This is a genomic window from Agromyces sp. NPDC058126 (assembly GCF_042884595.1).
Lineage (GTDB): Bacteria > Actinomycetota > Actinomycetes > Actinomycetales > Microbacteriaceae > Agromyces.
The window spans coordinates 334582-354778 of sequence record NZ_JBHVTS010000003.1 but is presented as its reverse complement, the minus strand read 5'-3'; the positions used below and the strand labels follow the sequence as shown (position 1 = coordinate 354778).

Here is a 20197-nt window from a genome sequence, read left to right as displayed (position 1 = left end):
ACCACGACGGGCCGGATGCCACGGGCACCCGGCCCGTTCGTCGTATCCGCCGCGGTCCGGCGCGATCCCCGGCGGCGCAGAGAGCGCGTTCAGCCCTGGCGCACGGTGACGTCGCCGAGGGTCGTCGACCAGAACCCCGCCCACCGTTCGAACGCGGGAGCGAACTCGTCGGCGTCGACCGACCCGCTGAACGGGGCGAGCTCGATCGCCGTCGCGCCGCGCCGCTCGGGCGCGCGGCGCCAGGTGCCGACGACCTCGCCGTCGGCGACGAGGATCGGCAGGAAGAGTCCGTTCTTGCCCGGCACGACGCGCGCGGCGTCGGCGGGGGAGCAGAAGGCCGTGCGATCGCCGTAGCCGAGGAAGTACTCGTCGAAGGGTGCGAGGACGTGCCGGCCGCGTGCCGCCCTGGCGGTCGCCCGGTCGGCGTCGGCCGCCACGAATCGCTCGTCGCCCACCGCGACGACCGCGTCACCCGCGGCCGAGACCGCGAGGCGGGCCTGGGTGAGGGTCAGCCCCGTCCACCAGGCGAAGTCGCGCGCCGAGACCGGCCCGTGGCCGCGCGCGTAGCCCGTGAAGAGTCGCGCGAGCGTCTCGTCGGCGTCGCCGGGCTCGCCCGAGCCTGCGGGCGACCATTCGTCGAGCAGCACGAAGCGCTGCCGGGCCCGCGTGTCGACCGGGCCGCAGCAGAGCAGGCCCTCGATCGCGAGCCGCCAGATCAGGTGGTACCCGCGCTGGCCTTCGATCGGGATGCCGGCCGCCGCCCACGCCGCCTGCAGCTCGTCGCGGGACGCCGAGCGCCCGCCCTCGAGCTCGCGGATCGCGACCGTGCGCGCGGCCGCGTGCACCGCGTCGTCGATGCCCTCGTCGAGATGGATCTTCGATGCGCGCTGCATGAGCCGCGCGGCCGTCAGACGGAGGATCGGCCGCAGCATCGACGGCTCGACGAAGTGCAGCGTGCCGCGCATCGGCCAGGAGCGCAGCAGCGAGCGGTCGTCGATCGCCGACTCGATGACGGCCTCGCTCGACCCGGGGACTCGCGCGCCGATCACCCACTTCGCGGCGGCCAGGTCTTGCGCCTGCACGCACACGAGCCGCTCGAGCGCCGCGGCGGGCGAGTCGAATCCGCCCGCGAGCCCCTGCGCGCGGAGCCGCGCGGCCCGCAGCGCGACGATCGAGGGGTCGCTCGAGGCATCCGTCGTCATGCTGCGATTCTGCCGGGCACCGGTGACATCGACTTGACGCCGCCCCGCGAACGATAGACTGGGCGGCTGTGCCGTTCGGCACCGATTCCCCATGTATGCCCAGGAGGCCCTGCCGTGCTCGCCGTCCACGATCTCGAGATCCGCGTCGGTGCGCGCCTCCTCATGGAGCACGTGAACTTCCGCGTCTCCGACGGCGACAAGATCGGCCTCGTCGGCCGCAACGGCGCGGGCAAGACCACGCTCACGAAGACCCTCGCCGGCGAGACGATCCCGACCGACGGGAAGATCGACCGTACTGGCGAGATCGGCTACCTTCCGCAGGACCCGCGCTCGGGCGACCCCGAGATGCTCGCGCGCACCCGCATCCTCGACGCCCGCGGGCTCGGATCGCTCGTGCTCGGCATGCACGAGGCCTCCATGAACATGGGCAGTGACGACCCGGTCGTCGCCGAGAAGGCCATGAAGAAGTACGGCAACCTCACCGACCGCTTCAACGCGCTCGGCGGGTACGCCGCCGAGGCCGAGGCCGCCTCGATCGCCTCGAACCTGAACCTGCCCGACCGCATCCTCGACCAGCCGCTGAAGACGCTCTCGGGTGGTCAGCGCCGGCGCATCGAGCTCGCGCGCATCCTCTTCTCCGACGCCGACACGATGATCCTCGACGAGCCGACGAACCACCTCGACGCCGACTCGGTCGTGTGGCTCCGCGAGTTCCTGAAGAACTACAAGGGCGGCGTCATCGTGATCTCCCACGACGTCGTGCTCGTCGAGGAGGTCGTGAACCGCGTCTTCTACCTCGATGCCAACCGCTCGGTCATCGACATCTACAACATGGGCTGGAAGCACTACCAGCGTCAGCGCGCCGCCGACGAGGAGCGCCGCAAGAAGGAGCGCGCCAACGCCGAGAAGAAGGCCGACGTGCTGAAGCTGCAGGCGGCGAAGTTCGGTGCGAAGGCATCGAAGGCGGCGGCCGCGCACCAGATGGTCGCGCGTGCCGAGAAGCTGCTCGCCGGCCTCGACGAGGTGCGCGCCGTCGACCGCGTCGCGAAGCTGCGCTTCCCGACCCCGGCGCCGTGCGGCCGCACGCCCATCACCGCGAGCGACCTGTCGAAGAGCTACGGCTCGCTCGAGATCTTCACCGCCGTCGACCTCGCGATCGACCGCGGCTCGAAGGTCGTCATCATCGGCTTCAACGGCGCGGGCAAGACGACGCTCCTCCGCATCCTCGCGGGCGTCGACCAGCCCGACACCGGCACGGTCGAGGCCGGCCACGGCCTGCGGGTGGGCTACTACGCCCAGGAGCACGAGACCATCGACGTCAAGCGCAGCGTGCTCGAGAACATGGTGAGCTCGTCGCCGAACCTCACCGAGACCGAGGCGCGCAAGGTGCTCGGCTCGTTCCTGTTCACCGGCGACGACGTGCACAAGCCCGCCGGCGTGCTCTCGGGCGGCGAGAAGACCCGTCTCGCGCTCGCGATGATCGTCGTGTCGGGGGCGAACGTGCTGCTCCTCGACGAGCCCACGAACAACCTCGACCCCGCGAGCCGCGCCGAGATCCTCGACGCGCTCGCGCACTACGAGGGCTCGGTCGTGCTCGTCTCGCACGATCCGGGCGCGGTTGAGGCGCTGAATCCCGAGCGCGTGCTCATCATGCCCGACGGCACCGAAGACCACTGGAGCCGCGAGTACCAGGAGCTCATCGAGCTGGCGTAGCGAGCCCGCGCCTCGAGCGGTGGCCGGAGCCTGGCCTGGCTCGACGCATCAATCCATTGACTTTCGATGGTGAACTATCGAAAATCGATAGATGGAGTCGAGATTCCCGCGCCTCTCGCTGGCCGGCGTCGTGGTCACGCAGTCGCTCATCGCGGTGGCGTTCCTCGGCGGTGCGGGGTCCGTCATCGTCGCACCCGGCCTCTCCACGGCTGTCGCGGCGAGTCTCCCCGAGTACGCCGGACTGCGTGAGCCCCTGCTCGCGACGACGATCGTGTTCACCGTCTTCGGGCTCATCGTGCTGACGATGGTCGCGATGCTCGTGCAACGCATGCATCGGCGAACGCTGATGAGGCGTACCTCGCTGCTCTGCATCGATGTGGTCGTCGCCGCGAACGTCGGCGCCATCGTCGTCGTGGTCGTCGGTTCCGTCGTGATCGGCAGCGCCCAGGCGGGCAGCCCGATCCTCGCGCTGCTGCAGGCAACGGCGGTACTCGCGCTCGTCGTTCTCGCGCGTCTCGCCCTCGTCTTCAGATCGCGCCTTCGCCGCGAGATGTCGACGCCGCTCGAGTCGGCCGAGACCGACCGACGGACATCAGCCGCCGAGAAGCACGAGGCGTCTCACCGCCGGTCGAGCACCTGGTCCTCGTAGTCGGCGTCCTCGCCGCCCTTGCTCTGCGGCTTCGGTCGCTTCGGTGCGCGCGGCGAGGCCTCCGTCTGACCGGATGCCTCGGCGAGGCCCTTGCGCTCCTGGTTCGCCGCCCAGGCGAGCCCGATGAAGGCGAGCAGTGCGAAGACGTACCACTGCAGCGCGTACGACAGGTGCGGGCCCTCGTCGCGCTCGGGGCGCGGGGCCGCGAGCGGCGGCTCGGCCGCATCGTCGCCCGACTGCACGAGGATGCCGTACGCGCCCGTGTAGGCCGGCTCGCCGACGCGCTCGGCGAGTTCGTCGAGGTCGATCGTCGCGAACTCGATGCCCGTCGAGGTGCGACCCTCGATGCGCCCCTCGCCGGCCTTGAGACGGGCGGTCACCTCGACCTCGCCGGCGGGCGGCGCCGGGATCTCGCTCGGACGTCCGTCGGAGTTCTGGGCGATCCAGCCGCGGTCGATCATGAACACGGTGCCGTCGTCGAGCTGGAACGGGGTGATCACCTGGAAGCCCGTGCTGCCGCCCATCGGCCGGTTCCGCACGACGACCTCTTCTGCAGGCAGGTACTCGCCCGAGATCGCGACGACCTGCCAGCGCTGGTCGACGTCGAACCCTGCGGGGTCGGGCAGCGCCTCGGCGAGCGGGATCGGTGCGGCGTCGTAGTTGGCGTCGATGCGGGCGACCTCGGCGAGCGCCTCGGCGCGACGGTTGAGCTGCCACGTGCCGAGCGCCGAGCAGGCGATCGCGAAGATCACGGTGAGGGCGAGGTAGCCCGCCCAGCGCGGCGTCAGGAGGAAGCGCCACTCGCTCATGCGCCGGCCTCCGCAGCCGAGCCCGCGGGCGAGGCGTCGTACGGCGCGACGGCGACCGGGAACGACCGGGCCTCGAGGAAGCCGCGGAGGTAGTCGACGTGCTCGTCGCAGGCGAGCCACGTCTTGCCGCGGTCGCCCGTGTGGATGCGGGGGTTGCGCCAGTCGATGCGCCACAGGGCGGCCTCGCGGCATCCGGATCGCGAACACGTGCCCTGCTCGGGCGCGCCGCCCAATCCGCCGATCATGCGGCTCCTCGCTCGTCGTCGCGACGGTCGGTGGTCTCGGGGCCGCCGGGGCCGCCGGGAGCGGCGGACGGCGGGGGAGTGCGGCGCATGATGCCACCGGGGCGGAGCACTCGGCTCGTGCGTCTCGGGCTTCCGACGTTCGCGAGGACGACCGCGAAATAGGGGAGGAAGATCGCACCGGCCGCGCACACCGCGAGCCACCAGCCGTCGACGAAGAGCATCGCGACGATGCAGAGCACGCGGATCGACATGGCGATCGTGTACTTGATCATGCGCGAGCGCCGCTCCGCCTCGGGCGAGGGCGGCAGCGTGGTGATCGACTGCTGCTTCATGCTGGTCGCCGCAGGCCTGGCGGCGCTCCTCTTCACCTCAAGCCTACGTCGATTCGGGGCCGTCGGATGCCCCGTGGAGCGAGCATCTATGCTGGGACGGGCCGCACGGCCGAACCTGCAGAAACGGAGTCCAGAATGACGACGAGCCGCACCGTCCTCGTGACCGGTGGCAACCGTGGCATCGGCTACGCGATCGCCCGCGAGTTCCTCGCGCAGGGGCACCGCGTCGCGGTGACCGCCCGCTCGGGCGAAGGCCCCGAAGGCTCGCTCACGGTGCGCGCCGACGTCACCGACTCCGAGTCGGTCGACCGCGCGTTCTCCGAGATCGAGGCCGAGCTCGGCCCGGTCGAGGTCGTCGTGGCGAACGCCGGCATCACGCGCGACATGCTGCTCATGCGCATGAGCGACGACGACTTCACGAGCGTCGTCGACACGAACCTCACGGGCGCCTTCCGCATCGTCAAGCGCGCCTCGAAGGGCATGCTCAAGGCGAAGTTCGGCCGCATCGTGCTGATCTCGAGCGTCGTGGGCCTCTACGGCTCGGCCGGCCAGGTCAACTACTCCTCGTCGAAGGCCGGCCTCGTCGGCATGGCCCGCTCGCTCACGCGCGAACTCGGCGCCCGCAACATCACCGCCAACGTCGTCGCGCCCGGGTTCATCGAGACCGACATGACCGACGAACTGCCCGAGGCGCAGCAGGCCGAGTACAAGAAGAACATCCCGCTCGGTCGCTTCGCTTCGCCCGACGAGGTCGCGCGCGTCGTCGCGTGGCTCGCCGGCGACGACGCGGGCTACATCTCGGGCGCCGTCATCCCGGTCGACGGCGGCCTCGGCATGGGGCACTGACCGTACCGAAGCTGTGACGACGGAGGGCCGGCCCGCGGGATCGCGTGCCGGCCCTCGTCGTCTGCCCGCGGCAGCGAGCGCGTGAGTCAGCCGCGCAGCCCGAGCACCGCGAGCACCGCACTGAGATCGGGGCGGTCGATCGCGAGATCGGCCTGCGCCCGCACCACGGGCTTCGCGCAGAACGCGACGCCGAGCGCGGCGCGATCGAGCATCTGCAGGTCGTTCGCGCCGTCGCCGACGGCGACGGTACGGGCGAGCGGGATGCCGCCGACCGCCGACCACTCCTCGAGCGCCGTCGCCTTCGCCCCGGCATCGATGATGGGGCCGTCGACGCGGCCGGTGAGCCGCCCGTCGACGGTCTCGAGGCGGTTGGCCCGGCAGAAGTCGAGGCCGAGACGGTCGGCGAGCGGGTCGAGCAGCTCGTGGAATCCGCCGGAGACGACCCCGACGAGCCCTCCGGCCGCGTGCACGCCGTCGATGAGCTCCTGGACACCGTCGGTGGGCGTCATCCGCTCGCGAGCCGCGGCGAGCACCGCCGCATCGAGTCCGGCAAGTGTGGCGACGCGTTCGCGCAGGCTCGCGGCGAAGTCGAGCTCGCCGCGCATGGCGCGTTCGGTGACGGCGGCGACGTGTTCGAGGCTTCCCGCTTCCTCGGCGAGCAGCTCGATCGCCTCCTCGCGGATGAGGGTCGAGTCTGCGTCGAGCACCACGAGCGGGCCGCGCGAGCGGCCTGGGGCGGCGGGGCTCACGCGGTCGCCCGAACGCGCGAACCCTTGCCGACGACCGTGATGCCGCTGTCGGTCACGATGAAGCCGCGGGCGAGGTCTTCACTCCGGTCGACGCCGATGCGCGCGCCCGCCTCGACGACGACCTCCTTGTCGAGGATGGCGCGCTGCACCGTCGCTCTCGCGTCGATGCGCGCACGATCGAAGAGGATCGAGTCCGAGACGTGCGCACCCGAGCCGACGACCGCCCACGGGCCGATCACGCTGCGCTCGACGTGCGCCCCCGAGATCACCGATCCGAGCGACACGATCGAGTCGATGACGGTGCCGAGCGTGCCGCGCGCGTCGCGGGTGAACTTCGCCGGCGGCGAGTTCAGCTGCTGGCTGAAGATCGGCCACTCGCGGTTGTAGAGGTTGAAGACCGGCATCACCGAGATCAGGTCCTGGTGCGCCTCGAAGAACGAGTCGATCGTTCCGACGTCGCGCCAGTAGTAGCGGTCGCGATCGGTCGAACCCGGGACGTCGTTCTGCTGGAGGTCGTAGACGCCGGCGTCGCCCTGCGCGACGAACGCGGGGATGATGTCGCCGCCCATGTCGTGGCTCGAGGAGGCCTGTTCGCCGTCGCGGAGCACCGCGTCGATGAGCGCGTCGGCGTCGAACACGTAGTTGCCCATCGAGGCGAGCACCTCGCCGGGGGAGTCGGGGAGCCCGACGGGGTCGGTCGGCTTCTCGAGGAAGCGGTGGATGCGCCCCGGCCGCGCGGGATCGACCTCGATCACGCCGAACTGGTCGGCGAGCGCGATCGGCTGCCGGATCGCCGCGACCGTCGCCGACGCGCCCGACTCGACGTGGGCGTCGATCATCTGGGAGAAGTCCATGCGGTAGACGTGGTCGGCGCCGACGACCACGATGATGTCGGGCCGCTCGTCGTAGATCAGGTTGAGGCTCTGCAGGATCGCGTCGGCCGAGCCCGAGAACCAGCGCTTGCCGAGCCGCTGCTGCGCGGGCACCGAGGCGACGTAGGAGTTCAGCAGGCCGTTCAGGCGCCAGGTCTGGGAGACGTGGCGGTCGAGCGAGTGCGATTTGTACTGGGTCAGCACGACCACTTGGCGCAGGCCCGAGTTCAAGAGGTTCGACAACGCGAAGTCGATCAACCGGTACTGTCCTCCGAACGGCACCGCCGGCTTCGCCCGGTCTTCCGTCAGGGGCATGAGTCGCTTGCCCTCACCACCTGCGAGGACGATACCGAAGACCTTGCGCGAAACCATGAGGCAACTGTAACCAGCCGACGCGACTTTCCCGCGTTCGGGTTTCGGTCCGTGTCCTCCACCCCTGCGCTACCGTTGCCTGCATGCGCGTCGACCTCCTCACCCGTGAGTATCCGCCCGAGGTGTACGGCGGTGCCGGCGTGCACGCCGCAGAACTCGTCCGCGCCCTGCGCACGAGCATCGACGTGCGCGTCCGGTGCTTCGGCGCACCCCGCGACGAGCCCGGCACGCAGGCCTATCCGACCCCGAACGCATTCGACGAGGCCAACCCCGCGCTCTCGACGATGGCCGTCGACCTGCTGATGGCCGGCGACGCCGCCGGGGCCGACCTCGTGCACTCGCACACCTGGTACGCGAACTTCGCGGGCCTCACCGCCAAACGCCTGCACGGCGTCCCGCACGTCGTGACCGCGCACAGCCTCGAGCCGCTGCGACCGTGGAAGGCCGAGCAGCTCGGCGGCGGGTACCGACTGAGCTCGTGGGTCGAACGCACCGCCTTCGAGGACGCCGACGCGGTGATCGCCGTGAGCGAGGGGATGCGACGTGACATCCTGCGCGCGTACCCCGCTCTCGACCCGTCGAAGGTCGACGTCGTCGTCAACGGCATCGACCTCACCGACTGGGCGCCGTCGCACGATGCCGACGCGGTGCGCGTGCTCGGCGTCGATCCCGATCGTCCTTCCATCGTGTTCGTCGGCCGCATCACCCGGCAGAAGGGCCTGCCGTACCTGCTGCGCGCCGCGAGGTTGCTGCCGCCCGAGGTGCAGCTCGTGCTCTGCGCAGGTGCGCCCGACACCGACGAGATCATGGCCGAAGTCACCGCGCTCGTCGACGGCCTCCGCACCGAGCGCGACGGCGTCGTCTGGATCGACCGCCACCTTCCCCGCCACGAGCTGACCGCCCTGCTCACCGCGGCCACCACCTTCGTCTGCCCGTCGATCTACGAGCCCCTCGGCATCGTGAACCTCGAGGCGATGGCCTGCGGGGCGCCGGTGGTCGGCACCGCGACCGGTGGCATCCCCGAGGTCGTCGACGACGGCGTCACCGGGGTCCTCGTGCCGATCGAGCAGGCCGACGACGGCACCGGCACGCCGCTCGACCCCGAGCGATTCGTGCGCGACCTCGCCGACGCGCTCACCCGCGTCGTCGCCGATCCGGCTCGCGCGGCCGAGATGGGCGCCGCCGGGCGTCGCCGCGCCGAGACGCACTTCGCGTGGGACACGATCGCCGCGCGCACGATCGAGGTGTACGAGCGAGTGCTCGCGCGCTGATCGGGTGTGCGCCCCTCGCGTGCGTCAGGCGGGCCTCCGGCTCCCGATAGCATTGACGCATGGCGAGTGCGAGTACAGTTCTGCAGTTCCGCGACGTGTCGGTGGTTCGTGACGGCAACACGATCCTCGACGCCGTGACGTGGAGCGTCGCCTCCGACGAACGCTGGGTGGTGCTCGGCCCGAACGGTGCGGGCAAGACCACGCTGCTGCAGATCGCCGCCGCGGCCATGCACCCGACCTCCGGCAAGGCCGAGGTCCTCCAGGAGGCGCTCGGCAAGGTCGACGTCTTCGAGCTCCGCCCGATGATCGGCTTCGCCTCGACGGCGATGGCGCGTCGCATCCCGCGCGACGAGACCGTGCTCGACGTCATCCTCACCGCCGCGTACTCGGTGACGGGCCGCTGGAACGAGGAGTACGAGAACATCGACCTCCGCCGCGCCGAGCGCGTGCTGAAGGAGTGGGGTCTTGACGGCTTCTCGGGCCGCCGCTTCGGCAGCCTCTCCGACGGCGAGCAGAAGCGCGTGCAGATCGCACGCTCCGTCATGACCGACCCCGAGCTGCTGCTCCTCGACGAGCCCGCGGCGAGCCTCGACCTCGGCGCACGCGAAGAGCTCGTCGGCCTCCTCGGCGGCTACGCCGCGTCGCCGGCGTCGCCCGCGATCGTCATGGTCACCCACCACGTCGAGGAGATCCCCGTCGGGTTCACCCACGCGCTCCTCGTCAAGCAGGGCGGCATCGTCGCGGCCGGACCGCTCGCCGAGGCGCTCACCGCCGAGAACCTGAGCTCGACGTTCGACATGACGATCGAGCTCAGCGAGCGCGACGGCCGATACGCCGCGCGCGCCGTCTGAGATGTTCTCCCTCCGATTCTGCTAAACTCGTTAGCTGGCCCTACCGCCAATATGCTTTCCCGCAGCTGTACGGCACCGCGAAGGTGCCTCGTTCGCGCGGCGGGAGCTCCACAACCATCGTCCGCTCTCTCAATCGAAATCCAAGGAAGTCTCCATGAAGACCGACATCCACCCCGAGTACAACGCCATCGTCTTCCGCGACCTGGCTTCGGGCGCCACGTTCCTCACGCGTTCGACCGCGACGAGCGACAAGACGATCGAACTCGACGGTGTCACCTACCCGGTCATCGACGTCGAGATCTCGAGCGAGTCGCACCCGTTCTACACGGGCAAGCAGCGCATCATGGACTCGGCCGGCCGCGTCGAGAAGTTCAACCAGCGCTTCAAGGGCTTCGGCAAGTAATCCAGCCGAACCGAAGGGGCGGGCGACGCGAGTCGCCCGCCCCTTCGTCGTGCCCGGACCCGGCTGGTACGGTCGCCGGGTGAGCACGCGCCGATCTGACGGACGCCGAGCGGGAATGCCGACGCTCGGCGCCAGCGCCAGCGCCGGCGCCGGCGTCGTGCGAGTGCGGGCCTTCCGGCCGCAGGATGTCCCGCTCATCCTCGAGGCGGCCGACGATCCGATGATCCCGCTCGTCACGACCGTGCCGCCGGTTGCCGACCCGAGAACGGCGAGGGCGTACCTCTCGCGCCAGGCGCGCCGGTACGCGCGCGGCGAGGGCTACTCGTTCGCGATCGCCGACCGCGACGACCACGCCCGCGGACAGATCGGCCTGTGGCCGCGTCGCGACGACCGTGGGCGGGCGGGCATCGGGTACTGGCTGGCGCCGTCGGCGCGGGGGAGAGGCTTCGCGTCGGCCGCGGTCCGGCTCGTCGTCGACTGGGCCTGGACGCTCGGCACGATCGAGCGGCTCGAGCTGTTCATCGAGCCGTCGAACACCGCCTCGATCGCGGTCGCCGAGTCCACCGGCTTCGCCCGCGAGGGGCTCCTGCGGTCATGGATGCCCGTCGGCGGAACCCGACGCGACATGCTCGTGTACGCCTGCGTCCGCGGTCGAGACGGGAACGAGCCGGCTCGGCTCAGCGGACCGGCCACGCCCCCGAGGTCGTGAACTCGGGCTCGCCGTTGCGGCGGCGCCACGACTGGTAACTCTCGGCCTGCTCGCGGCACCAGTCGACCTGGCGGGCGTGCAACTCGGCGACGGCGATCGTCGCGAGCTCGGGGTGGGCGCGTGCGATCGCCTGCGCGACACGCCCCGCGGCGATCGCGTCGGCGCCGGCGTTGTGGGCATCCTCGAGCACGACCCCGTAATGCTCGGCCGCGGCCGAGAGGGTGCGCTTGCCGCGACGGTACTTGTCGACCGCCTTGTCGATGACGAGCGGATCGATGACGGGCCCGGGGCCCGGCAGGGGAGCGAGGCCGTAGCGGGCGGCCTCGCGCTCGAGGATGGTGAGGTCGTAGGCCGCGTTGTACGCGACGATCGGGAGGCCGCGGGCGGCGGCATCGGCGAGGGCCGCGATGATCTCGGCGACGGCGGTAGCCGCCGCCTGCCCCTCGAGGCGGGCGCGCTCGGTCGTCACGCCGTGGATGAGCGAGGCGGCCGTCGGGATCTCGATACCCGGATCGACGAGCCACTCGCGCTGCTCGAGCACCTCGCCGTCGGCGCCGAGCACGCCGACGTGGGCCGTCACGATGCGGCTGACGTCGACGTCGATGCCGGTGGTCTCGAGGTCGAAGACGGCGAGGGTGTTCGCCCACAGGGCGGCATTCGTGGCATCCATGTGCGAAAGGCTATGCAGCGCCACCGTCATCGCCGCGGTGGCGCGGCGCGTGTCCCCGGCATCCGCGACGCGGCGACCGCCGCGGGGCTTCCGTGCAGGCGGGATCCGTAGAATGGCGGGGATGATCGATTCGCCCTACGCCGCCGCGCTCGCCCGCATCCCCGTCAGGGCCCACCGGGTCGACGTCGACGGCACCGAGACCGCATGGTGGGAGTACGGCGACGCGGACGCCCCCGTGCTCGTGCTCGTGCACGGCTTCCGCGGCGACCACCACGGCCTCGAGCCCGTCGTGGCGCAGTTGCCCGGGTACCGGATCATCTCGCCCGACCTGCCCGGCTTCGGCGAGTCGGCGACCTTCGCCGACCGCGAGCACGACATCGACGGCTACGCGCGCTGGCTCGGCGCCTTCATCGCCGCGGTCGGCATCGAGGGCGACTACGACCTGCTAGGGCACTCCTTCGGCTCGATCGTGTCGTCGGCGGCCGTCGCGGGCGGGCTCGCGCCGCGCCGTCTCGTGCTCGTGAACCCGATCGGCGCTCCGGCCCTGCAGGGGCCGCGCGGCGTGATGACCCGGCTCGCGGTGCTCTACTACCGCGCCGCCGCCGCACTGCCCGAGAAGGCCGGCTTCGCGCTGCTGCGCAACGGCGTGGTCGTGCGTGTGATGAGCGTGACCATGGCGAAGACCGGCGAGCGCGACCTCCGTCGCTGGATTCACGACCAGCACGACCGGTACTTCTCCGACTTCGGCGACCGCGACCAGCTGCTCGAGGCGTTCCGGGCCTCGGTGAGCCACGACGTGAGCGAGTACGCCGAGCGCATCGCCGTGCCGACCCTCCTCGTCGCCGCCGAGCGCGACGACGTGACCCCGATCGAGGCGCAGCGCCGCCTGGTCGACCGGTTCCCCGACGCGACGCTCGAGGTGATCCCCGAGGTGGGGCACCTCATCCACTACGAGACCCCCGGCGACGCCGCCGCGCGCATCGGTCGCTTCCTGCGCACGGAGTCGCACGCATGAGGGTCGTCGTCGACTGCCGCTACACCCGCATCGGGCACCACGACGGCATCAGCCGGTTCACCGCGGGCCTCGTGACCGAGCTCGCGAAGCTGCACCCCGTCACGATGCTCGTGAGCGATCACCGCCAGCTCGACATGCTGCCCGACCTGCCGTGGCAGCTCGTGAGCGCCCCGACAAGCGCCCGCGAGCCATTCGTCGCCCGCCAGGTGCGCCGCCTCCGCCCCGACATCGTGTTCTCGCCGATGCAGACGATGGGCTCGATGGGTCGCGACTACCGGCTCCTCCTGACCCTGCACGACCTGATCTACTACGAGAACCGCACGCCGCCGCGCGACCTGCCCGCACCCGTGCGCCTGCTCTGGCGGCTCTACCACCTCGCGTGGTGGCCCCAGCGGCTGCTGCTCAACCGGGCCGACGCCGTCGTCACCGTCTCCGAGACGACGGCGGGGCTCATTCGCGAGCACCACCTCACCGACCGTCCGATCACGGTCGTCTCGAACGCCTCCGACGACCTCGGCGTGCCCGAGCTCCCGCGCGTCCGCCCCGACGGTCATCGGCTCGTGTACATGGGCTCGTACATGCCGTACAAGAACGTCGACACGCTCGTGAAGGCCGTCGCGGCACTGCCCGACCACGAGCTGCACCTGCTCAGCCGGATCGGCCGCGACGAGCGCGAGCGGCTGACCCGGCTCGCCCCCGAGGCGCGCCTCGTCTTCCACGACGGCGTGACGGATGCCGCGTACGCCGAGCTGCTCGCGGGCGCCACCGCGCTCGTGCACGGCTCGAAGGCCGAAGGCTTCGGGATCCCGCTCATCGAGGCGATGCGCCTCGGCACGCCCGTCGTCGTGAGCGACATCCCGATCTTCCGGGAGATCGGCGGCGACGCCGCGCTGTACTTCGACCCGGGCGACGCCGACGACCTCGTGCGGGCGCTCGGCGACCTCGAGTCCGACGACATCTGGCAGGAGCACTCGGCTCGCTCGGTCGAGCGCGCCGCGCAGTACACCTGGTCAGGGTCTGCGGCGACCCTGCTCGAGCTCATGCGGCGCACGGTCGCCGAGCACGGCGGGCGCAGAGGGCGCGCGGGGCGCCGACGAGGCTGACGCGCCAGCGTCCACGCCCGCGCGGGCCTCAGTCTTCGGTGCCCGTGAGCCGATCGGGCTCGACGAGTTCGAGCGCGCCCGCGGCATGTCGGATCAGGTGCACCGAGCCGTTCGTGATCGCGTAGCCGGCTCCCGGCAGCGTCCAGTCGCTCAGCTCGAGGATGAGCGAGTGGATGACGCCGCCGTGCGAGACGACGACGACGCTGCCGCCGGGATGCGTCGCCGCGATCTCGTCGAGCGCGGCGCTCGCGCGCGCGATGACCGTGGAGCGGGGTTCGAGCCCCTCGATCGTCGCCGCCTGCGCCTCGACCGCCATCCGGCCGGCGTGGTCCAGTCCCTCGAGCACGCCGTGGCTGCGCTCGGCGAGCGAGGGCATGAGCTGCGGCGCGGGCAGCTCGAGCACCCCGGCGATGATCTCGGCGGTCTCGGCCGCACGGGAGAGCGTGCTCGCGTAGACGGCGTCCCACTGGTCGTCGGCGAGCCGACCGCCCGTCTCGGCGGCCTGCGCACGCCCGGTGTCGTTCAACGGGATGTCGGTCATGCCCTGGATGCGACGCTCGCGGTTCCACTCGGTCTCGCCGTGGCGGACGAGGGCGATCAGCGTCGGTTCGGGGTGGCGAGGGGCATCCGTCATGTCGAAGACTCTCGCATGTCGCGTGCCCGGTTCACGAACCGAGCGCCTCGGCGAAGGCCGTGAGCGTCTCGCTCGCACCGGCGTCGATCTTGACGGCCGCGCGGGAGTCGCCCTTCGTGACCCCGCGGTTCACGACGACGATCGGGAGCTTCCGCCGTCGCGCCTGTTCGATCAGCCGCACGCCCGAGTTCACGACGAGCGAGGACCCGGCCACGAGGAACACGTCGGCCCCGGCGACGAGCGAGGCGGCGGCCTGGAAGGTCGGCGCCGGCACGAACTCGCCGAAGAAGACCACGTCGGGCTTCAGGATGCCTCCGCAGACCGTGCACACGGGGATGACCATCGACTCGACGTCGTCGACGACGACATCGCCGTCGGGCGCCTGGCGGATCGACTGCTCGAGGTCCATGCCCGGGTTCAGCAGCGTGAGCTCCTCCGCCACGGCCTGCCTCGCGTAATGCTGGCCGCAGTCGAGGCAGACGACGCGATCCATGCCGCCGTGCAGTTCGACGACGTGACGGCTGCCCGCGCGCCGGTGCAGCCCGTCGACATTCTGCGTGACGACGCCCGTGACCGCGCCCGCCGCCTCGAGGGAGGCGAGCGCGAAGTGCCCGGCGTTCGGCTGGGCGCTGCCGAAGTGCCGCCAGCCGAGGTGGCTGCCGGCCCAGTAGCGCTTCCGCGCTTCCTCGGAGGCGAGGAACCGCTGCACGGTCATGGGCGTGCGCGCCGGTGCACCTTCGCCGCGGTAGTCGGGGATTCCGGAGTCGGTGCTGACCCCCGCCCCGGTGAGCACCGCGATGCGCGCCCCGCGCATGAGTTCGATCGCCTCCCGCACCAGTTGCCCGGTGCCGGGCGTCGCGTCGATTCCGATCTCCACGGGAGCTCCATTCAGACGAGGTTGTCCCGATTGTAAACACCGTCGTTTTCCGGTTTGTTTCCGAGGCTGGCACTCTTGAGGGGAGGAGAACCATGCACATCGAACGAGTCCGCGACGCGGCATCCGATTCCGTCGCCGACTACGCACGGCTCACCGACGTGACCCTGCGCAGCGCGCAGGAGCCCGAGCAGGGGCTGTACATCGCCGAATCGGCGAAGGTCATCGGCCGTGCGATCGCCGCCGGACACCGACCGCGCTCGGTGCTGATGGAGGAGAAATGGCTCGCCGGGCTCGAGCCCGTGCTCGCCCCCTTCGACATCCCCGTGCACCTCGCCGACCCCGCCCAGCTCGAGGAGATCACCGGCTACCGCGTGCACCGTGGTGCCCTCGCCGCGTTCGAGCGGCCCGAACTGCGCGATCCGGCCGAGCTGCTCGCGAACGCCCGCCGTGTGGTCGTCCTCGAGGACATCGTCGATCACACGAACGTCGGCGCGATCTTCCGCTCGGTCGCCGCCCTCGGCGCCGACGCCGTGCTCGTGACGCCGCGCTGCGCCGACCCGTTGTACCGCCGGAGCGTGCGCGTCAGCATGGGCACCGTCTTCCAGGTGCCGTGGACGAGGCTGCCCGAGTGGGGCGAGGCCTCGGCCCTCCTGCACGGCGCCGGATTCACGACCGCGGCCCTCGCACTCGCCGACGACGCGGTGCCGCTGCGACGGCTTGCCGCCGACCCGCCCGAGCGGCTCGCCCTCGTGTTCGGCGCCGAGGGCGACGGGCTCAGCCGCAGCGCACTCGAGGCCGCCGACGCGGTCGTCACGATCCCCATGCGCCACGGCGTCGACTCCCTGAACGTCGCGGCCGCGGCCGCGGTCGTGCTCTACGCCCTCGCCCTGCCGGAGGAACCGACCCCGTGACCGACACGATCGCGCCGACCGGCGCCCCGAGCCCGACCGATTCGAACGAGCGGCGGCGGGTCTACCGGCGCCGCCGCATCGTCGTGTTCGGCAGCCTCGCCGTCGTGATCGCGCTGCTCATCGGCGGCGGGGTCTACACGGCGAACGCACTCGGCGCCCCCGTGCCGGCCGCCGCACCTGAGATCGAGCAGCCCGCCCCCGTCGTCGCCGCGCCGCAGGCGCTCGCGCTGCCGGGATTCGGCGGCTACGCCGTCGGCGCAGTGGGCTTCGACGGGCTGCTCGCCGCAGGGAACGCCGATCAGCAGATGGCCTCGGCGAGCATCACGAAGGTCATCACCTCGCTCGTGATCCTCGAACAGCACCCGATCGCCGCGGGGGAGAACGGCCCCGACATCGAGTACACCGACGCCGACGTCGACATCTACTGGGACATGATCGCCCAGAACGGCTCGGTCGCGCCCGTCGAGGCCGGGGCGACGCTCAGCCTCCGGGAGAGCCTCGAGGCGCTGCTGCTGCCCTCGGGCAACAACTACGCCATCTCGCTCTCGAACTGGGCGTTCAGCTCGGAGCAGGGGCTCGTCGACGCCGCGCGCACCTGGCTCGACGCCCACGGACTCGTGAACACGCGCATCGCCGATGCGAGCGGGCTGTCGCTCGAGAACGTGTCGACGCCCGCCGACCTCGTGAAGCTGGGCGAGCTCGCCCTCGCCGAACCCGTGCTCGCCGAGATCGTCGCGACCCAGCAGGTCGACATCCCCGAGCTCGGCACCCTCGAGAACTCGAACAAGCTGCTCGGCACGCACGGCGTCGACGGCATCAAGACGGGCACCACCGACGACGCCGCGAACCTGCTGTTCTCGGCCGACTACGCGGTCGGCGACACGACCGTGACCGTCGTGGGCGTCGTTCTCGGCGGCGAGAACCACGCGATGCTCCGCGAGGCGATCGCGAAGCTGCTCGACAGCGTCGCGCCCGGATTCCACCAGGTCGCACCGCTCGAGGCAGGCCAGGAGCTCGCGAGCTACGACACCCCGTGGGGCGACACCGCCCGCGCACGCACCGCCGACGGGGCATCCGTCGTGGTCTGGAGCGACACCCCCGTCGAGATCGAGGTGCACGCGGAACCGCTGACTCTCGCGAACAAGGGCGAGGAGGTCGGCACCGCGGTCGTCCGGGCGGGCGCTCAGGAGATCGTCGTGCCCCTGGTGCTCGACGCCGAGATCGACGATCCGGGCACCTGGTGGCGCCTCTCGAACCCCTCGGGGCTCGAGCCCGCGACCGCTCAGTCGGGCAGCGAGTAGGGCGCCGCGTCGGGCCGCTTCGGCGAGATCAGGTCGCCCGACGACTGGTGGCGGATGCGCCGCACCACCCACGGCACGAGATACTCGCGCGCCCAGGCGAGGTCTTCCACGCGCGCCTGACGCCAGGTCGTCGACGGCAGCGGCTCGGGCTTCAACGGCTCGAGCGCGTTGTCGACGTTGAGGGCCGAGAGCACCATGCGGGCGACGGTGTGATGGCCGAGCGAGTTCAGGTGCAGGCGGTCGGGCGACCACATGCGCTGGTCCTGGACCTCGGTGAGGGCCCACTGGTCGGCGACGATGCAGTCGTATTTCGCGGCGATCGTGCGGAGGTTCTCGTTGTAGATGGCGACCTTGCCGCGGATGCCGCGGAACACGGGGGAGAAGCCGACGTCGACGCCCGTGAACAGCACGATGGTGGCGTGGTCGCGCGAGAGGCGCTCGATCGTGTACTCGAAGCGTGCGGCGATCTCGTCGGGGTCGGTGCGCGGGCGGATGACGTCGTTGCCGCCCGCCGAGATCGTGATGAGGTCGGGCCGCAGTGCGAGCGCCGGTTCGAGCTGCTCGTCGATGATCTGCTGGATGAGCTTGCCGCGCACCGCGAGGTTCGCGTACGCGAAGTCCTCGGTGCCCTGCGCGAGCACCTCGGCGACGCGGTCGGCCCAGCCGCGGTGCCCGCCGGGGACGGAGGGCTCGGGATCGCCGATGCCCTCGGTGAACGAGTCGCCGATGGCGACGTAACGCGACCAGGGATGCTGCTGGGTGACCATCACTCCATTCTGCACAACGTGTCGGTTCGAGGATGTCGCAGGGCTCCGCTACCCTCGAATCCAGTGAGTACAGCGACACCATCCGGGGCCCATCCGGGCACCTCGGCGGCCGAACACCTCTCACCCTCGTTCCCCGAGCGGGCCGCATGGGGTACCGCGTCGAAGCTGCGGGCCTGGCAGGCCGAGGCGCTCGAGCAGTATCTCGACGAGCTCCCGCGCGACTTCCTCGCCGCGGCGACGCCCGGCGCCGGCAAGACGACCTTCGCGCTCCGCCTCGCCGCCGAGCTCCGCAGTCGGCGCGTCATCGACCGCATCACGGTCGTCGCGCCCACCGACCACCTGAAGCGGCAGTGGGCCGATGCGGCGGCCCGCGTCGGCATCCGGCTCGATCCCGGGTTCCGCAACGCGCACGGCCGTTCGGCGCGGCACTATCACGGCGTCGCCGTCACGTACGCGCAGGTCGCCATGCGGCCCGCGCTGCACCGCGAGCTGACCCTCTCGGGGCGCTCGCTCGTCATCCTCGACGAGGTGCACCACGGCGGCGACACGCTCTCGTGGGGCGACGCGATCCGCGAGGCGTTCGAACCGGCGACGAAGCGGCTGTCGCTCAGCGGCACCCCGTTCCGCTCCGACACCGCCCCCATCCCGTTCGTCGAGTACGAGCCCGACGCGCAGGGCGTGCGGCTCTCGAAGACCGACTACAACTACGGCTACGGCCGGGCACTCGCCGACGGCGTCGTGCGCCCCGTCATGTTCATGGTCTACGCCGGGCACATGCGCTGGCGCACGAAGGCCGGCGACGAGATGGAGGCGAAGCTCGGCGAGGACAACACCAAGGACATCACCTCCTCGGCGTGGCGCACGGCGCTCGAGCCGAGCGGCGAGTGGATCCCCGCGGTGCTGCGGGCCGCCGACCGGCGCCTCACCGAGGTGCGCCAGTCGATCCCCGATGCGGGCGGGCTCGTGCTCGCCACCGACCAGACGGTGGCGCGGGCGTACGCCGACATCCTGCAGCAGATCTCCGGCGAGCCGGTGACCGTCGTGCTCTCCGACGACAAGGAGGCCTCGGCGAACATCGAGGAGTTCGCGGGCAACACGCGCCGGTGGATGGTCGCGGTGCGCATGGTGTCCGAGGGCGTCGACGTGCCACGCCTCGCCGTCGGGGTCTACGCGACGAGCTCCTCGACGCCGCTGTTCTTCGCCCAGGCGATCGGGCGCTTCGTGCGGGCCCGTCGTCGTGGTGAGACCGCCTCGGTGTTCCTGCCGAACGTCCCCGTGCTGATGTCGCTCGCCGCCCAGCTCGAGCGCGAGCGCGACCACGCCCTCGACCGGCGCGGCGGCGCCGACGCCGACGACGACGGCCTCGACGACAGCCTGCTCGAGTCGGCGAACCGCGAGGAGCGCGCCTCCGAGGAGATGGAGTTCGGCACCTGGGAGGCGCTCGGCTCCGACGCCTCGTTCGACCGGGTCGTGTTCGACGGCACCGAGTTCGGCACGCTCGCCGAACCCGGCAGCGACGAGGAGTTCGACTTCATCGGCATCCCGGGGCTGCTCGAGCCCGAGCAGGTCTCCGAGCTCCTGCGCCACCGGCAGGCGCGACAGGCGCGCCGTGCGGGGGATCGGCGCAAGCACGCGGCGGCGTCGCAGGCCGACGGCGAGGGCGGCGACGGCGCATCGACCGAGCCGGTCGCGCTCTTCCGCACCCTGAAGGAGCAGCGTTCGCTGCTCAACAGCATCGTCGGGCTCTATGCGCGGCAGAGCGGCCAGTCGCACTCGAGCGTGCATGCCGAGCTGCGCCGGGCGTGCGGCGGCCCCGAGGTCGCGCAGGCGACGGTGACGCAACTGCAGTCGCGCATCGAACTCGTGCGACGGCGACTCTCGGGGCGATGATGGTCG

The 20197-nt window shown here is 71.4% G+C and carries 22 protein-coding genes; 12 read left to right on the top strand and 10 right to left on the bottom strand.

The window, feature by feature from the left end; all coding sequences use genetic code 11:
- Positions 1-89: 89 nt before the first annotated feature.
- A complete protein-coding gene (locus ACFVTR_RS10705; protein WP_387037153.1) occupies positions 90-1202 on the bottom strand; it encodes a winged helix DNA-binding domain-containing protein in 1113 nt (370 codons plus the stop codon).
- 114 nt (positions 1203-1316) lie between these two features.
- Between ACFVTR_RS10705 and ACFVTR_RS10700 the strand changes: the two genes are divergently transcribed.
- Together ACFVTR_RS10700 and ACFVTR_RS10695 are read left to right on the top strand one after the other, a co-directional pair.
- Positions 1317-2915, top strand: a complete 1599-nt coding sequence (locus ACFVTR_RS10700) for an ABC-F family ATP-binding cassette domain-containing protein (RefSeq protein ID WP_387037152.1) — start codon at positions 1317-1319, stop codon at positions 2913-2915.
- 91 nt (positions 2916-3006) lie between these two features.
- Positions 3007-3564, top strand: coding sequence for a hypothetical protein (locus ACFVTR_RS10695; RefSeq protein ID WP_387037149.1), 558 nt, complete (start codon positions 3007-3009; stop codon positions 3562-3564).
- On the opposite strand, the gene ACFVTR_RS10690 is transcribed toward ACFVTR_RS10695, so the two are convergent.
- From ACFVTR_RS10690 to ACFVTR_RS10680, 3 genes are read right to left on the bottom strand one after another with little or no spacing between them, the layout of a single operon-like run.
- Entirely contained in the window at positions 3534-4373 is an 840-nt protein-coding gene (locus ACFVTR_RS10690; protein ID WP_387037147.1) for an SURF1 family protein, read from the bottom strand. The genes ACFVTR_RS10695 and ACFVTR_RS10690 overlap by 31 nt on opposite strands.
- Positions 4370-4618, bottom strand: coding sequence for a hypothetical protein (locus ACFVTR_RS10685; protein ID WP_387037145.1), 249 nt, complete (start codon positions 4616-4618; stop codon positions 4370-4372). The genes ACFVTR_RS10690 and ACFVTR_RS10685 overlap by 4 nt, the downstream gene beginning before the upstream one ends.
- Positions 4615-4950 carry a DUF3099 domain-containing protein gene (locus tag ACFVTR_RS10680; RefSeq protein WP_387037143.1) on the bottom strand — a complete coding sequence of 112 codons (336 nt, stop codon included), beginning with the start codon at positions 4948-4950 and terminating at the stop codon, positions 4615-4617. The genes ACFVTR_RS10685 and ACFVTR_RS10680 overlap by 4 nt, the downstream gene beginning before the upstream one ends.
- A gap of 135 nt (positions 4951-5085) precedes the next feature.
- Between ACFVTR_RS10680 and ACFVTR_RS10675 the strand changes: the two genes are divergently transcribed.
- Positions 5086-5796, top strand: coding sequence for a beta-ketoacyl-ACP reductase (locus tag ACFVTR_RS10675; protein WP_387037141.1), 711 nt, complete (start codon positions 5086-5088; stop codon positions 5794-5796).
- An 86-nt stretch (positions 5797-5882) separates the two neighbouring features.
- Here the strand turns inward: ACFVTR_RS10675 and serB are convergent, their stop codons facing one another.
- Both serB and glgC read right to left on the bottom strand, forming a co-directional pair.
- Positions 5883-6545, bottom strand: coding sequence for a phosphoserine phosphatase SerB (gene serB / locus ACFVTR_RS10670; RefSeq protein WP_387037139.1), 663 nt, complete (start codon positions 6543-6545; stop codon positions 5883-5885).
- A complete protein-coding gene (glgC, locus tag ACFVTR_RS10665; RefSeq protein ID WP_387037136.1) occupies positions 6542-7789 on the bottom strand; it encodes a glucose-1-phosphate adenylyltransferase in 1248 nt (415 codons plus the stop codon). The genes serB and glgC overlap by 4 nt, the downstream gene beginning before the upstream one ends.
- An 83-nt stretch (positions 7790-7872) precedes the next feature.
- On the opposite strand from glgC, the gene glgA reads away from it, so the two are divergent.
- The 4 genes from glgA (at position 7873) to ACFVTR_RS10645 (ending at position 11023) form a co-directional block, all read left to right on the top strand.
- Positions 7873-9060 carry a glycogen synthase gene (gene glgA, locus ACFVTR_RS10660; RefSeq protein WP_387037134.1) on the top strand — a complete coding sequence of 396 codons (1188 nt, stop codon included), beginning with the start codon at positions 7873-7875 and terminating at the stop codon, positions 9058-9060.
- Between the two features lie 59 nt (positions 9061-9119).
- Positions 9120-9911, top strand: coding sequence for an ABC transporter ATP-binding protein (locus ACFVTR_RS10655; RefSeq protein WP_376945250.1), 792 nt, complete (start codon positions 9120-9122; stop codon positions 9909-9911).
- A 154-nt stretch (positions 9912-10065) separates the two neighbouring features.
- Positions 10066-10314 carry a type B 50S ribosomal protein L31 gene (locus ACFVTR_RS10650; protein ID WP_376945248.1) on the top strand — a complete coding sequence of 83 codons (249 nt, stop codon included), beginning with the start codon at positions 10066-10068 and terminating at the stop codon, positions 10312-10314.
- 79 nt (positions 10315-10393) lie between these two features.
- Positions 10394-11023 carry a GNAT family N-acetyltransferase gene (locus ACFVTR_RS10645; protein WP_387037131.1) on the top strand — a complete coding sequence of 210 codons (630 nt, stop codon included), beginning with the start codon at positions 10394-10396 and terminating at the stop codon, positions 11021-11023.
- Here ACFVTR_RS10645 and ACFVTR_RS10640 read toward each other — a convergent pair.
- Complete coding sequence (locus ACFVTR_RS10640; protein WP_387037129.1) at positions 10992-11693, bottom strand: 3'-5' exonuclease; 702 nt, start codon at positions 11691-11693, stop codon at positions 10992-10994. The genes ACFVTR_RS10645 and ACFVTR_RS10640 overlap by 32 nt on opposite strands.
- Before the next feature lie 121 nt (positions 11694-11814).
- On the opposite strand from ACFVTR_RS10640, the gene ACFVTR_RS10635 reads away from it, so the two are divergent.
- Together ACFVTR_RS10635 and ACFVTR_RS10630 are read left to right on the top strand one after the other, a co-directional pair.
- The gene (locus tag ACFVTR_RS10635; RefSeq protein WP_387037127.1) at positions 11815-12708 is read left to right on the top strand and encodes an alpha/beta fold hydrolase; all 894 of its coding nucleotides are present in this window, start codon (positions 11815-11817) and stop codon (positions 12706-12708) included.
- Positions 12705-13811 (top strand): glycosyltransferase family 4 protein, encoded by a 1107-nt coding sequence (locus tag ACFVTR_RS10630; protein ID WP_387037125.1) that lies wholly within the window; start codon positions 12705-12707, stop codon positions 13809-13811. Before ACFVTR_RS10635 ends, ACFVTR_RS10630 begins: the two co-directional genes overlap by 4 nt.
- 28 nt (positions 13812-13839) lie before the next feature.
- Here the strand turns inward: ACFVTR_RS10630 and ACFVTR_RS10625 are convergent, their stop codons facing one another.
- Both ACFVTR_RS10625 and ACFVTR_RS10620 read right to left on the bottom strand, forming a co-directional pair.
- A complete protein-coding gene (locus tag ACFVTR_RS10625; protein ID WP_387037123.1) occupies positions 13840-14445 on the bottom strand; it encodes a histidine phosphatase family protein in 606 nt (201 codons plus the stop codon).
- A gap of 31 nt (positions 14446-14476) precedes the next feature.
- Complete coding sequence (locus tag ACFVTR_RS10620) at positions 14477-15259, bottom strand: Sir2 family NAD-dependent protein deacetylase (RefSeq protein WP_387037745.1); 783 nt, start codon at positions 15257-15259, stop codon at positions 14477-14479.
- A gap of 155 nt (positions 15260-15414) precedes the next feature.
- Between ACFVTR_RS10620 and ACFVTR_RS10615 the strand changes: the two genes are divergently transcribed.
- Both ACFVTR_RS10615 and ACFVTR_RS10610 read left to right on the top strand, forming a co-directional pair.
- Positions 15415-16233, top strand: a complete 819-nt coding sequence (locus ACFVTR_RS10615) for a TrmH family RNA methyltransferase (RefSeq protein WP_387037121.1) — start codon at positions 15415-15417, stop codon at positions 16231-16233.
- The gene (locus ACFVTR_RS10610; protein ID WP_387037119.1) at positions 16230-17534 is read left to right on the top strand and encodes a D-alanyl-D-alanine carboxypeptidase family protein; all 1305 of its coding nucleotides are present in this window, start codon (positions 16230-16232) and stop codon (positions 17532-17534) included. Before ACFVTR_RS10615 ends, ACFVTR_RS10610 begins: the two co-directional genes overlap by 4 nt.
- Here the strand turns inward: ACFVTR_RS10610 and ACFVTR_RS10605 are convergent.
- Positions 17516-18301: an SGNH/GDSL hydrolase family protein gene (locus ACFVTR_RS10605; RefSeq protein WP_387037117.1), complete on the bottom strand. Its 786-nt coding sequence runs from the start codon at positions 18299-18301 to the stop codon at positions 17516-17518. The genes ACFVTR_RS10610 and ACFVTR_RS10605 overlap by 19 nt on opposite strands.
- Positions 18302-18364: 63 nt before the next feature.
- Between ACFVTR_RS10605 and ACFVTR_RS10600 the strand changes: the two genes are divergently transcribed.
- Entirely contained in the window at positions 18365-20191 is a 1827-nt protein-coding gene (locus tag ACFVTR_RS10600; protein WP_387037115.1) for a DEAD/DEAH box helicase, read from the top strand.
- The last annotated feature ends 6 nt before the right edge of the window (positions 20192-20197 follow it).

Bases quoted from the DNA above. Each gene is read 5' to 3' on its own strand.
- ACFVTR_RS10705 (WP_387037153.1), bottom strand. From the start codon at position 1,202: ATGACGACGGATGCCTCGAGCGACCCCTCGATCGTCGCGCTGCGGGCC.
- ACFVTR_RS10605 (WP_387037117.1), bottom strand. From the start codon at position 18,301: ATGGTCACCCAGCAGCATCCCTGGTCGCGTTACGTCGCCATCGGCGAC.
- ACFVTR_RS10615 (WP_387037121.1), top strand. From the start codon at position 15,415: ATGCACATCGAACGAGTCCGCGACGCGGCATCCGATTCCGTCGCCGAC.
- glgC (WP_387037136.1), bottom strand. From the start codon at position 7,789: ATGGTTTCGCGCAAGGTCTTCGGTATCGTCCTCGCAGGTGGTGAGGGC.
- ACFVTR_RS10620 (WP_387037745.1), bottom strand. From the start codon at position 15,259: ATGCGCGGGGCGCGCATCGCGGTGCTCACCGGGGCGGGGGTCAGCACC.
- ACFVTR_RS10650 (WP_376945248.1), top strand. From the start codon at position 10,066: ATGAAGACCGACATCCACCCCGAGTACAACGCCATCGTCTTCCGCGAC.
- glgA (WP_387037134.1), top strand. From the start codon at position 7,873: ATGCGCGTCGACCTCCTCACCCGTGAGTATCCGCCCGAGGTGTACGGC.
- ACFVTR_RS10625 (WP_387037123.1), bottom strand. From the start codon at position 14,445: ATGACGGATGCCCCTCGCCACCCCGAACCGACGCTGATCGCCCTCGTC.
- ACFVTR_RS10640 (WP_387037129.1), bottom strand. From the start codon at position 11,693: ATGGATGCCACGAATGCCGCCCTGTGGGCGAACACCCTCGCCGTCTTC.
- ACFVTR_RS10680 (WP_387037143.1), bottom strand. From the start codon at position 4,950: ATGAAGCAGCAGTCGATCACCACGCTGCCGCCCTCGCCCGAGGCGGAG.
- ACFVTR_RS10690 (WP_387037147.1), bottom strand. From the start codon at position 4,373: ATGAGCGAGTGGCGCTTCCTCCTGACGCCGCGCTGGGCGGGCTACCTC.
- ACFVTR_RS10635 (WP_387037127.1), top strand. From the start codon at position 11,815: ATGATCGATTCGCCCTACGCCGCCGCGCTCGCCCGCATCCCCGTCAGG.
- ACFVTR_RS10630 (WP_387037125.1), top strand. From the start codon at position 12,705: ATGAGGGTCGTCGTCGACTGCCGCTACACCCGCATCGGGCACCACGAC.
- ACFVTR_RS10675 (WP_387037141.1), top strand. From the start codon at position 5,086: ATGACGACGAGCCGCACCGTCCTCGTGACCGGTGGCAACCGTGGCATC.
- ACFVTR_RS10655 (WP_376945250.1), top strand. From the start codon at position 9,120: ATGGCGAGTGCGAGTACAGTTCTGCAGTTCCGCGACGTGTCGGTGGTT.
- ACFVTR_RS10685 (WP_387037145.1), bottom strand. From the start codon at position 4,618: ATGATCGGCGGATTGGGCGGCGCGCCCGAGCAGGGCACGTGTTCGCGA.
- ACFVTR_RS10695 (WP_387037149.1), top strand. From the start codon at position 3,007: ATGGAGTCGAGATTCCCGCGCCTCTCGCTGGCCGGCGTCGTGGTCACG.